General features: G+C 47.5%; 12 protein-coding genes. 6 read left to right on the top strand and 6 right to left on the bottom strand.

Annotated elements, in window-relative coordinates:
- Positions 1–54: 54 nt before the first annotated feature.
- A complete protein-coding gene (locus K0H59_RS13865; RefSeq protein WP_220053449.1) occupies positions 55–1,620 on the bottom strand; it encodes a S8 family serine peptidase in 1,566 nt (521 codons plus the stop codon).
- Positions 1,621–1,988: 368 nt separating this feature from the next.
- Here K0H59_RS13865 and K0H59_RS13860 point away from each other — a divergent pair, with 368 nt between their 5' ends.
- Positions 1,989–2,462 (top strand): NTF2 fold immunity protein, encoded by a 474-nt coding sequence (locus tag K0H59_RS13860; RefSeq protein WP_220053448.1) that lies wholly within the window; start codon positions 1,989–1,991, stop codon positions 2,460–2,462.
- Positions 2,463–2,535: 73 nt separating this feature from the next.
- Here the strand turns inward: K0H59_RS13860 and K0H59_RS13855 are convergent, their stop codons facing one another.
- Together K0H59_RS13855 and K0H59_RS13850 are read right to left on the bottom strand one after the other, a co-directional pair.
- The gene (locus tag K0H59_RS13855) at positions 2,536–3,084 is read right to left on the bottom strand and encodes a DUF1415 domain-containing protein (protein WP_220053447.1); all 549 of its coding nucleotides are present in this window, start codon (positions 3,082–3,084) and stop codon (positions 2,536–2,538) included.
- Between the two features lie 27 nt (positions 3,085–3,111).
- Entirely contained in the window at positions 3,112–3,705 is a 594-nt protein-coding gene (locus tag K0H59_RS13850; protein WP_011717623.1) for a LysE family translocator, read from the bottom strand.
- Between the two features lie 315 nt (positions 3,706–4,020).
- Between K0H59_RS13850 and K0H59_RS13845 the strand changes: the two genes are divergently transcribed.
- Both K0H59_RS13845 and K0H59_RS13840 read left to right on the top strand, forming a co-directional pair.
- Positions 4,021–4,623, top strand: a complete 603-nt coding sequence (locus tag K0H59_RS13845; protein WP_220053446.1) for a DUF4136 domain-containing protein — start codon at positions 4,021–4,023, stop codon at positions 4,621–4,623.
- A gap of 275 nt (positions 4,624–4,898) precedes the next feature.
- Complete coding sequence (locus K0H59_RS13840; RefSeq protein ID WP_220053445.1) at positions 4,899–5,297, top strand: VOC family protein; 399 nt, start codon at positions 4,899–4,901, stop codon at positions 5,295–5,297.
- Between the two features lie 125 nt (positions 5,298–5,422).
- Here K0H59_RS13840 and K0H59_RS13835 read toward each other — a convergent pair whose 3' ends face one another.
- Together K0H59_RS13835 and K0H59_RS13830 are read right to left on the bottom strand one after the other, a co-directional pair.
- Positions 5,423–5,995, bottom strand: coding sequence for a hypothetical protein (locus tag K0H59_RS13835; RefSeq protein WP_220053444.1), 573 nt, complete (start codon positions 5,993–5,995; stop codon positions 5,423–5,425).
- 246 nt (positions 5,996–6,241) lie between these two features.
- A complete protein-coding gene (locus K0H59_RS13830) occupies positions 6,242–7,066 on the bottom strand; it encodes a DUF2797 domain-containing protein (protein WP_220053443.1) in 825 nt (274 codons plus the stop codon).
- A gap of 245 nt (positions 7,067–7,311) precedes the next feature.
- On the opposite strand from K0H59_RS13830, the gene K0H59_RS13825 reads away from it, so the two are divergent.
- Together K0H59_RS13825 and K0H59_RS13820 are read left to right on the top strand one after the other, a co-directional pair.
- Positions 7,312–8,472: an alpha/beta hydrolase gene (locus K0H59_RS13825; protein ID WP_220053442.1), complete on the top strand. Its 1,161-nt coding sequence runs from the start codon at positions 7,312–7,314 to the stop codon at positions 8,470–8,472.
- Between the two features lie 96 nt (positions 8,473–8,568).
- Entirely contained in the window at positions 8,569–9,456 is an 888-nt protein-coding gene (locus K0H59_RS13820; RefSeq protein ID WP_220053441.1) for a DMT family transporter, read from the top strand.
- A gap of 59 nt (positions 9,457–9,515) precedes the next feature.
- Here K0H59_RS13820 and K0H59_RS13815 read toward each other — a convergent pair whose 3' ends face one another.
- Positions 9,516–10,016, bottom strand: a complete 501-nt coding sequence (locus K0H59_RS13815) for a glycine cleavage system protein R (RefSeq protein ID WP_220053440.1) — start codon at positions 10,014–10,016, stop codon at positions 9,516–9,518.
- A 199-nt stretch (positions 10,017–10,215) separates the two neighbouring features.
- Between K0H59_RS13815 and K0H59_RS13810 the strand changes: the two genes are divergently transcribed.
- Positions 10,216–12,474, top strand: coding sequence for an ABC transporter permease subunit (locus K0H59_RS13810; protein WP_220053439.1), 2,259 nt, complete (start codon positions 10,216–10,218; stop codon positions 12,472–12,474).
- The last annotated feature ends 46 nt before the right edge of the window (positions 12,475–12,520 follow it).

Here is a 12,520-nt window from a genome sequence, read left to right as displayed (position 1 = left end):
ACAAGTGCTGGTTTTTTTATTGGGATTATCTTGGCTGATTATCTTGGCTAAATACTATTTGCCAGAGCAGCCATAGGTGGTGAGGTAAGCATCGGCCGCTTTCGCGTTGACGATACCATAACCGAAGTAGTTATCCTTACCCACAGTACCCGCATCCATTGCCGTTGCTTTGAGTGCGTTACGGATTTGTGTGCCGGTACATTGTGAATGGTTAGACCATACCAATGCCGCCATGCCCGATACTGCTGGTGTGGCCATTGAAGTACCGCTCATAAAGCCGTAGTCAACCGAATCGATTGAAACCGTAGCGTTTTGGGCAGCGATTAGGCTCGCTCTATCTTCAAACGCTGCGCCAACGGCAGGAATGGTGGTGGCGTTGGTATCACCCAAAGTGCCGTAAAGCATGCCCGCAACGTTGTTGATAACGATTGCGCCGACACCGCCTGAGTTTTCACAGTTAAGCACTTTATCGTGGAAGGAAATCACGCCGCGATCGATAACACAAATCTTACCGTTCGCGCCAGAATCCACTGCCTGAGCCGTGCCCATAAAGTAGGTGTTACCTGTGGCTGAACCTGGGTTTTCCATTGCTGATGAGGCGACTGTCGCGCCATCGGCAGTTAAGGTTGAGGCCGTTGCCATGCCTGCAGGGTAGGTTGATAGGGTATCGACACCGCCTGCGGTCACTTCAACGCAGATGCCATCATCGTTGACGGCTTTTTTACCACGACCGCTGACGCAGCTTGGGTATTGGGAGAAGTCGGCAATCTTATTGTTGGCATCGTTAGCACCGATCATCATCACAGATGGATAACCCGCTGGATAAGAGCGCACTGAGTTACCGTCGTTACCTGCAGCCGCGACCACTAAACCACCCGCCGCAGTAAAGGCGTCGAAGGCATTCTTTTCAGTATTGTTGGCTGCGCCGCCACCTAAACTCATGCTGATGATCTTAGCGCCAGCATTGCTACATTTGTTGGCAGCATAGGCTAAGTCAGAGGAGTAACCCCAACCCGAGGCGTTGAATACTTTTACGATATGCATAGGTACGCCAGGCGCCATACCTACTACACCGATATTGTTATCCGCCGCACCAATGGTACCCGCTACGTGGGTGCCGTGTGGGCCACCGTTTTGATTCCAGTTACCCGTACCAGAGTCGTTATCGCCAGTGATGTTGTTCCAGTTAAAGTCTGGGTTTGAGCTATCTAAACCAGAGTCAATAATACATACCTTCATGCCCGCATTTGGGTTAAAGGTCACTTCGTTGGCATGGGATTGATATACGGCATAGGGCGTGACTTGCTGGGTCATTGGATTGCCCGCATCATCGTTAAATAGCGCCATTGGATGACGGCGAACGTCTTCTTCAATCAGGGTGATATGTGGGTTGTTTAGCAGGCCTTTTACTTGGGCGAGATCTTTGCCAGTAAAAGTCGCAGCGATAAATTCATCCCCTTCAAGGTTGATTTCTGCGCCCAATTTTTTGGCCAGTGCTTTAACAATGCCTTTATGACCCGCTTCGACTTGAATGACATAACGATTATCGTCGGCATGGGCTTGGGCAATAACGCCCACAGATAAGGCAATAACGGCACTGGCGATTTTGGTTAATTTCATTGTGCTTGCTCCATTTGTTATCAAGGTTGTAAGACCTAAGCGACACGGAGCATCTACTTGTGCTCCTATGGGCAGACGGGCGTCTGCTGACTTAGGTGATTTCAACCTAACACAGGAATTTGTTTTTAACAAACAAATAACAAAAGTAGCAATTTGTAAACATTTTGAGCTGTAAATAAAGAATGACAATCATGGCAGCGTTAACAGCCAAGCTATCTAGGGGAAAATATGCTGGCTAATTCACCCTAAGCTAATGAATTATCATTATGTTTTTTATTGATGTGATAGAGAGCTAGGCTTGTGACCGACAGGCCGTTTGATTATAGTGTCCGCCGTAAGTATTCCTAGGAGAGGACGAGATAATCGACATGGATGAGATTGAATTAAAAGCGTATTTAACACAGCGTGTGTTATCTTTCTGCCAAAGTTGGAATGAGATCGAAAATAATCTTTATGCCAAACGGCAAGCAGAAGAAGACGCCTTAAGAAAGGCCGTGCCCGAAACTGAGTTCCACTATGCAGAGCGGACCGATTGGTTTGCACTGCTCAATGAACAAATCTCCCCCTTATTCGATGGGTTTTGTACCGATAAGCCCCGTGTTTACGGCGGTAAAGTTCGCAACTCCTTTGGTTTTCCCTCAAAGTTTAATGGTTGTGACCATCCCCTTGAGCTGCTCGTTAACTTAAAACATAAGAGCAGAGCCGAAATCTATGTCAAAACCAACACTCACTTCGAAGATGAGTATCTGTTTATCGTCCTTAAAAAGGCCGATGAATGGCGTATCGATAGCTATAAAAATCGTCGCTATGGCAATGAGAAATGGAGCACACAAATCCTGTGATTGGTGTAAACAGTGCGACCTTTCCCAATGCCTAAGCTTAGGCTTTTTTGGGTTTATTACTTTGAAATAAAAGCTATTTTTCCATACATTCGGCGAGTAATTTAATAAAAAACTCGCTGCCTTTACGCTCACAAAATTGAATATTGCGCTCGGGAATTGATTCGGGGTCGTTGTAGTTAGCAAGGGCTAACTCCATACTAGCCTCGCGAATAATATGCAGGGTTGGATAGGGAGCGCGGTTGGTAAAATTGGCGGCCGAGTCCTGTGGTTCATCCTCGAAGCAATAATCGGGATGAAAATGCGCGAGCTGATACACGCCTTCATAGTCGTTGTCGAATAAGGCGTCGTTCGCCATATCGACCAGATCGAGGTAAGTGTAAAAGCCATCAAAACCCCGCGGCAGAATAAACAGCGTAGTTTCGGCTTCGGGATGCGCATCTAGGTATTGGCATTCTTCAATCAAGGCTTTGAGCACTAGCTTGACTTTGGTTTGTTCAACAACGAGATAGCGAATACTGCCGCGCTCAACCTCACGTCTGGCGAAGGGGCAAATATTGTATTTCATGATCACTTTTTTCACCCAGTTATCGGTTTGTTGAGTGATCAGTTCTATTTCATTCATGCTAGTGCTTAACTCTTACGGCCAAAATTAGGGGGCGATCATAGGGATGATAGACGCCACAAGCAAGATGGCCATAGTGATATTAAAGATCTTCTGCTGGCGCTCGTTTTTCAAAATACGTTTAAGCGCCACGCCAAACCCAAGCCACACTACGGCGCAGGGAAAGGCCACACATAAAAACACTGTGGCAATGGTGACCACTTGCGGCGTGAGATCCTGTTGCACCGAGGTAAAAGTGGCAATTGCGCCCACGGCCATAATCCAGCCTTTAGGGTTAACCCATTGAAATGCGGCGGCCTGCAGAAAGCTAAAGGGTTTAGCTATACTCTTGCCCTCCATCTTGCTACTGCTGTTGGCAATCAGCCAAGACAGGTACAGGAGATACACAATCCCAATGATTTTAATCACTTGGTGGATAATCGGGTAGGCTTGAAATAGGGCACTTAAACCTAGGCCGATGGCGAGGATCATAGTGGGAAAGCCAAGGCTAATCCCCATCAGATGCGGAATACTGCGTTTAACGCCAAAGTTGACCCCAGAGGTCATCAACATAATGTTGTTAGGCCCAGGGGTGATCCCCGACGAGAAGGCAAACAACGCGATAGCGAGTATTAACTCCATAGATCTATTTCACACCTTTTGTTGTCGTTATTGGCATTGTGATAAGGGCATATTCCCTCAATTTTTGCGCCGTAATTATGCAAGTTGCAGTCGCTCGGCGAGGCATTCTAGCGGGTAAATTGAGCCGCGCCTATACGCCCTGCGGGCATAATAAAGTAACAAATCATAACGAATTGGGAAGCTATGAATGCCTGAGTACAAATTAGCCACAAGGCTTGTCGAGAGCGATGATTTAACACTATGATGCATATCGACTTTCAGTCTTGGAAATAGCAACTATCCTTAAGCTGTAAAAATCGCAATAAGGGAATAAGTATGTATTTACCACAAACTATTGGGCGTTTATTGACGCTATTAACCATAGGTTTTGCCGCGCTGACGGCCTGTGTGAGTGTGGATGATTCGCAGGCGCTGCGAACCACAATTGTGACTTCGGGGGATTTGAGCCAATTACCGCCGAGCGCCATGACCTACAGTTGGCACCCAACACTCCAGAAAATCTTTGTCGACAGTCGATTAGACAAACAACAAGTCCAACAACATATGCAAGATACGCTAAAAAAAGTGCTGCTGACGAAAGGTTATCGTTGGGTTGAAGATCCGCAGCTGGCGGACTTTCAAGTCGGGTTTGGCGTCGCCATGGGCACACAAATGTCGGACGAGCAGATTCTCGCCGCCGCAGGTTTAGTGCCGGGTTTATCGAACCAAGGTGTTGACCCTAAAAAGTACGATAAAGGCTCAGTGCTGATTAGCTTTTTTAAACCGACGGGCATCGCGGGGCAACCCACGGAAATGGTCTGGCGAGTCCTTGCCCAAGGCTTTGCCAACATTAAGGATATGGATGAAGTTAAGGCCCGCTTCGATGGTTTAATCGATGAAATGCTGTTATCGCTGCCCGCCACCCATGCGGTGCAATAGTGCGGTTATCCCAGTTCGGTTGCAAACTGACTCTTATAAACAGATAGCTATAAAGAGAAGGTTATAAACTGACAGACTTAAGGCTGAAAGCTTAAGATCACTGCCATAAGGTATCCTCATAAGGCGAGTAAGATACTCGCCTTATGCTCTTGTGGGAATATAGGTTTAGGATGCCGCAATGATTGACTAGACTGTTCTCTGAGCTATTTACAGTTACAAGTATTTTTACAGGACAGGATGTGACGTCCGCAGAGGATTTTTAAAGGGAGATTATGATGGCACAAAGTATCTTTGTTAATTTAGCGGTTGAAAATGTTCAACAATCACGGGCTTTTTACGCCGGCCTAGGGTTTGGGATTAATGAGCAATACAGCAATGAGCAGGCTGCTTGCGTGGTCATCGCCGACAATATTTATGTGATGCTGCTGGCGAAGCCTTTTTTCGCGGGTTTTACCGATAAGCCGATTGCCGATGCCCGCACCACGACAGAAGTGCTCAATTGCCTAGACTGCGACAGTCGGGAACGTGTCGACCAACTGGTTAAGCTTGCCGAGCAGCAAGGCGGCAAAACCTATCGTCAAGCGCAGGATCAAGGATTTATGTACGGCCACGCGTTTGAAGATCCCGATGGACATATCTGGGAACTTGTTTATATGACGGCGCAACCAAGTTAGAGCAAATCCTCAGTTCAATTGCTTCAATCTCATCAACATCAGGCTTATCCAAGAATGGCGAGCGTTGCGTGGGGCTTATGCTTTACACAACGCCGCTATGCCTAATCAAGCTAGCTTAAGCTGGCTTATTTTCTTGCCTTATTCTCTTGATTAGCTACATGAGTTTCGAGAAATTCCTTCAGATAATCAAAATTATCCATATTTATTTCCCTATTCGTGAACGACACTTGGCCGGAAATCTGGACAAAGTTGATCGTCAAGCGGCGTGTGCCTCTATATTTAAAGTATTTTGTACTGGCAATCTCATCCAATGGGACAAACTGTTGTTTCATATCAAAAAGATGAAACTCGGCATCGTAGAGATTACATATAAGGCCTTCTTGATAGATATCGATGTAATAACCATCAGGTCCAGCTTCAGCTAATCTAAGCTGTTCATCTTTAGCGGCTTTGCTCAATCTTATCGTTTCAGAAATGATCATGAAGGCGAAGAAAAATGCCACCACAACGGCTAAAACGACAACAATTGTAAATCCTATATCCCATGGTTCTGTCGATAGCGATGCGGTCAGTTCCTTCCAAGGACCGCTTGCTATTATCAGCGGGATTATCCAGAGCAACATTATCCCAGATTGCTTACTACGTAATTCTTGTTGGAATGCACAGCGACGGATAAAATTTTGAGGTCCTTGTTTCATAAAATATATTCCATATAAAGATTTTTACCTTGGAAAAGGTGAGCGCCATTTTATCCATGTGGGATGCTGGGTGCGACTGAGTGATTGCAAGATAAGGGTGATCATAATGCTTTAGGTATGAGTATATCGAGGTTCAACCTAAGCGATTTAGACGCTTCACTACTGTCATCTAACGGTTTAGCAATAAGTGTGCTGACTGCCATAGCGGCGCTCAACACACTAATTTAACTGGAGTTTTAACTTATATTAGTCAGCTAACGCTACGCTGACTTCATAGGCGGTGAATTTGCGAATATTAATCACGCCCGTATCGAAGATCAGATACTGACCTTTAATCCCCTGTAAAATCCCGCTTACCACCGCATTTTTATCGAAGTTGTGGGAAGTGATTTTCTTCGGAAAGGTGTCGATGGGATAGTGAATCGACTGAATCGTTTCATCTAAACGTTCGATACTGTAATCGCCTTTTTGCATGCCGATTTCGTGCAACTTAGCCTCAATTTGCGGGATCAGTTCCGCAGCCTTAGCATTTAAATCGATATCATCGGCGTGGCCCTTAAGCATGGTTTGCCAGTGGGTTTTATCGTTGATGAGTTTGGCTAATTCCACTTCCACTAAACCCGAGATTTGTCGTGTCGACACTTTGAAAATCGGTAACCCTTGAGTCGCGCCCTGATCTATCCAGCGAGTAGGCAATTGGGTGTGGCGAGTGATACCGACCTTGATGCCCGAAGTATTGGATAGATAAACATAATGCGGCACAAAACAATGGCTTTGCGCCCACTCTGGCTCGCGGCAAGTACCTTGGTCAAAGTGACAGGTTTCGGGCTTCATAATGCACATATCGCAGCTGGCGAGCTTTTGCATGCACACAAAGCAATGGCCTTGCGAATAGCTTTTTTTGGTCTTTTTGCCGCAGTTACAGCAGAAGATGTTACCTGTGTGGGTCAGGGTCAGCGGCTTGCCAATTAAGGGATTCAGTGGCAGCAAGTCGTCGCCAACAACCAGTTGATATTGTACTTGTTGCGCCTCATCTAAGTGTGCGCGCAGCTTTTTTAGCGTTCCTAACATAGGTGTTCCTAGTTTTTTATGGTGTCACTGGAGTTGGTAAGACATCCCAGCGCACTTATGCATTCGTCATTGCGTGGTGTGCAGTATACAAGATTATCCCGCCGAATTTAGATAGGAATTCTCGATTGAGAGCCTGACTGCAATATGTGGCTAATCAGGGCTTTCTGGTGGCGTAATTATGTTAATAAATTGATTGTATTGATAAAAACCAGTAAGTTAGCAGCCATTGTTCATGGAGGTTAACGATGCGGATTGTATTAGGGCTGATTTTTTTCTTGTCAATGCAGGTGATGGCGCAGGCTGGCAAGATGCAGATCCATTCTGAAATATTGAATGACGACATTAACTTGCAAATCAAACTCCCCGAAACCTATGGCCATTCCAGCGATTTTCGTTATCCCGTTTTAGTTGTCTTGGATGGCTCGACACAATTTGAGCATATTGCCGCGAATGTCGGTTTTTTAAGTAGTTATGCCATTATCCCTGAGCTGATTGTCGTGGGTGTCAGCTCGAATAATCGTTTAAAGTCGTTTACGCCGACCCAATTAGAACAGTTTAAAGACCGAAGTGGTGGAGCAGAGAATTACAGGCAGTTTTTAGAAACAGAACTACTCAGCAGCTTGGGCCAGAAATATCGTATTGCCGATTACCATATACTGTCGGGACACTCTATGGCTGGGCTATTCAGCAGTTATGTGGCGTTGACGCCCGATACTCGGTTTAATGCGGCGATATCCATCAGCCCAAGCCTGTGGTGGGACAATAATTGGCTTGTCCGCGAGTCCGCGAAGCTAGCCGTTGCCAAACGGACAAAACCAATGCGCTGGTTTTTGAGTATGGCCAGTGAACCCAACGAGATGGCCAGCGCCTTTGCAGCCCAAATCACCCAATTGCAAAATACCTTGGGTAATAGCCCGTCAGTGAAGCCTCCTTCAACCCAAATGTTGCAATGGTTTGATAAACGCTTCCCCGAAGAAACCCATGACAGCACCGCGCTTATTGGCAATGTTGAGGCATTAAAGACGCTGTTTGCGAATTGGAATGCGGTGCCCGAAATCGCGGTGATGCCGCTAAAGGCGTTAAAGCAGTTCTATCACCAGCAAACGGCGGTCTTCGGCTATGAGTTTCCGCTTTCTGCCCAGCAGTACAATGTCTATGGTCTCAAGGCCAGCTATGAGCAAAAAACGGCGTGGGGTGTGGAGATTTTACAGGAGGGGACAAAGGTGTTTCCCATGTCTGAGGTGCTATGGGATAGCTTAGCAACCGCCTACGATCTTGATGGTCAAACCGCCCTCGCGATTGATGCTTCCAACAAAGTGGTGCAGTTGGCAAAGCAATCAGACTCAGTGTTTTTAAATGAAATCTTGAGTCAGGCCAAAAGTCTACAAGGCAAGACTCGCCAGTAGCGCGCGGTTTAAACGCTAACAGTATCGCAACATATTTGGACAAGCGCCCAGCATCTGGGTAATCTTGTCATCCTTTTCAATGATTGAGACTGTATCTTGCCTGCCAATTTTTTACTCCTGCTCGCCGCCGCCATTTGGGGCTTTGGTTTTGTCGCCCAAACCTTAGGGATGGAGCATTTATCGCCCTTTGCATTCAACGGGCTACGTTTCTTAATTGGTACTGTGTCACTTGTTCCTCTGGTGTGGTACTTGGCTCGGCAAGGCAAAATTCATGTCGGTACGCCCAAAGACTTCGCCATGGGCTGCGGGGTGGTGGGCGGACTGTTATTTGCTGGCGCATCGTTACAGCAGGTGGGGCTGCTTTATACCACGGCGGCTAATGCGGGTTTTATCACTGGGCTTTATATCGTGTTAGTGCCGATATTGGGCTTAGCACTGAAACATGCTACTGGCGCAAATACCTGGGTGGGCTGCGGTATCGCCGTGGTCGGGCTGTATTTTTTAAGCATTAAAGACGGCTTTCACCTCGGTTATGGCGATACGTTGCAATTGATTGGCGCACTGTTTTGGGCGATGCATATTCTGGCGGTGGACCATTTTGCCAAGCGAATTTCGCCAGTGTTACTCGCGATGATGCAATTTTTGGTTTGCGGCGTATTAAGCCTGCTGGTGTCGGCGGCCATTGAGGTGACGACTGTCGATAAGGTGATTGCAGCTTGGGGCTCACTGGCCTACGCGGGGCTCATTTCAGTGGGTATTGCCTACACTTTACAGGTGCTGGCGCAAAAGCATGCACATCCTGCGCACGCGGCGATTATTTTAAGTTTAGAAACCGTGTTTGCAGCCATCGGCGGTATTATGTTCCTTGGAGAGAGCTTAGGTCTGCGCGCCTTGTTGGGTTGCGGTTTGATGCTGCTGGGGATGTTGATTTCTCAAGTGCCGCTGCGATATTTGATTAAGTCTCGGCACCAGAAAGTCAGTTAGCTCACCATAAAAAATGCCGCAGGTTTGCCCGCGGCGTTTTTTGTTGAAGGTGTTGAGGGTTAACGGCTGAGTTTATCCAGCACTAAGTCATCACCGAGTGCGTAAAGGGATTGCACCAGTTGTTCCTCTTGGGCGAGGTCGGTTAAGCCTAAACCTATGGTGGCGCGAAACAGGGCAATGCCGGTATGGCCTGCGGTCTCAAACTGGCTGCTAAACTGTTCGATATTGATACCTAGTGCGGTGATGCGATTGGAAATATCCAGCACTAATCCGGGTCTGTCGTAGGACACTAGGCTGTAGGTTAGCCGCTTAATGGGTTTGAGGGCGACCGAGGTTTTTGAATAGGTGAGGGTGAGGCCGTCGATGCATTCCAAGGCTTCAATCAGCTCGTCCATTTTCAGGGAAGGCACCTCGAGTAACAATATGGCGGCAAAAATCCCGTCGATATGGCGCAGCTCTGAGTCTAACCAGTTGCCGCCATGGCGACTCACGGCGTGGGCGATTTGCTCGACTAATCCTTTTCTATCAGGTGCTTGAAGCGTGATTAAATATCGTAGCATGGCGACTGACTCCTATTTTTTGTAAAAGGCACCTGTTTTAAAATCGGGTGTAACACAACTGTCATCTTTGCGTCATATAATTCAACGCACTTAGAATGAAGGGTGTTGTTATTGCTCAGTTTATGCTCAAACAGTGTAAGCATAGCATTTCGCAATTCCTAGCGAAAAAACTCACAGGCTTTAATAATAGAGGTTCTTAATGGAAAGTCAGGTCATTCAACCTGGTTCTGCGCCGCAAAGTATGCTGAAAGGCGGACGTTCAAGTCGCAGGGCATTTAAGGATAAAGCGGCTCAAATTGGGGTCACGATTGGCGGCACTATGGTGTTTGTCGCCTTATTGTTGATCTTCTTCTATTTGCTGTACGTGATTAAACCCATTTTCGACAGCGCGGATGTGACTCCGGTAAAAAGCGTGAGTTATCAACATGCTGAAGTCGCGACCCTGATGGTCGGTGCCGACGAGCAAAATGAGGTCATGTATCGCGTGGCCGCCGATGGCCAAGTGGATTTCTACACTGTTGCCGATGGCAGCTTACTCTCCAGTTTTACACCGCCATTACCTGCGGGTGTGAGCGTCACCAGCGCCGCGATTGCCGCGCCGAGTGAGCAACGCTTCGCACTGGGGTTAAGTAACGGTCAAGCCTTAATCGTGGGAATCGAATTTGGCTTAAGTTACCCTAACAACAAGCGCCTTATTACCCCAAAACTGCGTTACAGCGCGGGTGAAGCGCCGATCACTATCGATGAGTCGGGCAGCGCTATCCATCATTTAGCCTTTAGTTACAGCAACGATAAAATCAGCTTCGCCTACCAAGATGACAATGGCGCTTGGCGTTTAAGCCGTCTCGAAGGTCAAGAAAACATGATGACCGAAGAGGTGGAATGGACCACCACGGGTGCACTACTGCCCGATGCACCTAAAAAAGTCGCACACCAATTGATGACACCGGATCAACGTCAATTGATGCTGCAAATGGGCAACAAGGTGTTTATCTACAATATCCGTGATGTTGAAAGCTTGGACTTAATGCAGGTAATTGATGCGGAAAAGGAAAAGTCTAAGGTTAACAACATTGCCTTACTCGCAGGTGCCAGCTCGATTCTGGTGAGCTATGACTCAGGTGTGGTGACCCAGTATTTTCAAGTGAATGGTCCAAAAGGCCGTTTATACAAAGAGATCCGTGAGTTTACCGACTTGGCGCCAGTGGCCTCGATTGCCTCTGAGTTCTACCGTAAAAGCTTTGCCGTGGTAAGCCCTGAGGGTGAGTTATCACTCCTGTATACCACCAGTGAGCGCGAACTGTTTGATGAAAAGTTTGACCTTAAAAACCCAGGCGTGATGGGCTTTAGCCCACGTTCTAACGGCCTAGTGGTCGAAGCGAACAACCAACTGAATATCTTCCACGTGGAAAACTCGCACCCAGAAGTGTCTTGGAGCGCGCTGTGGAATAAGGTGTGGTACGAAGGTTACCCAGAGCCTAAGTTTGTGTGGCAATCCACCTCGGGTAGCGATGACTTTGAAGCCAAACTCAGCTTAATGCCATTGGCCTACGGCACCATGAAGGCGGCGTTCTACGCCATGCTGTTTGCCGTGCCATTAGCGATTGCGGGCGCCATCTATACTGCTTACTTTATGTCGCCAAAGGTGCGCGGCATTGTTAAGCCAACGATTGAAATCATGGAAGCCTTACCGACGGTTATCTTAGGTTTCCTCGCCGGACTTTGGTTAGCTCCGCTGATTGAAGAGCACTTGCCGGGCATCTTAGTGCTGCTGGTACTGCTGCCGACGGCGATTCTGGTATCGGCCTATTCTTGGAGCAAATTACCTGGCACTTGGAAACAACGTCTGCCTGAAGTGTATCAGGAGCTGATGCTAATTCCGGTTATCTGCTTTGTGGGTTGGTTCTCCTTTGCTATTAGCCCGATGATCGAAGTGGCGCTGTTCGATGGCAACACTCGTCAATTTATCACTAACGAATTAGGCATCACCTTCGACCAACGTAACGCGCTGGTAGTGGGTATCGCCATGGGCTTTGCGGTTATTCCAACGATTTTCTCGATTGCCGAAGACGCGATTTTCTCTGTGCCACGCCATTTATCCAACGGCAGTTTGGCGCTGGGCGCGACGCCTTGGCAAACCCTGACACGTGTCGTGCTGTTGACCGCAAGCCCAGGGATTTTCTCTGCGGTGATGATGGGTCTAGGCCGCGCTGTGGGTGAAACCATGATCGTACTGATGGCAACGGGTAACACCGCCATCATGGAATGGAGCGTGTTTGAGGGTATGCGTACGCTGGCGGCTAACATTGCGGTGGAAATGCCAGAGTCGGCGATTGGCAGCTCGCACTACCGTGTGCTGTTCCTCGCGGCCTTCGTTCTGTTCGTATTTACCTTCTTCTTTAACACGATTGCCGAAGTGGTAAGACAGCGTCTGCGTGACCGCTATAGCTCGCTGTAATGGAGATAAGATAATGATACTAAATACTATTTCGCCAATGACCTTG

The sequence above is a fragment of the Shewanella sp. FJAT-51649 genome, from assembly GCF_019457435.1.
GTDB lineage: Bacteria > Pseudomonadota > Gammaproteobacteria > Enterobacterales > Shewanellaceae > Shewanella > Shewanella mangrovisoli.
Note: the sequence above shows the minus strand (reverse complement) of the source record. Positions and strands in the feature narration are given on the sequence as shown.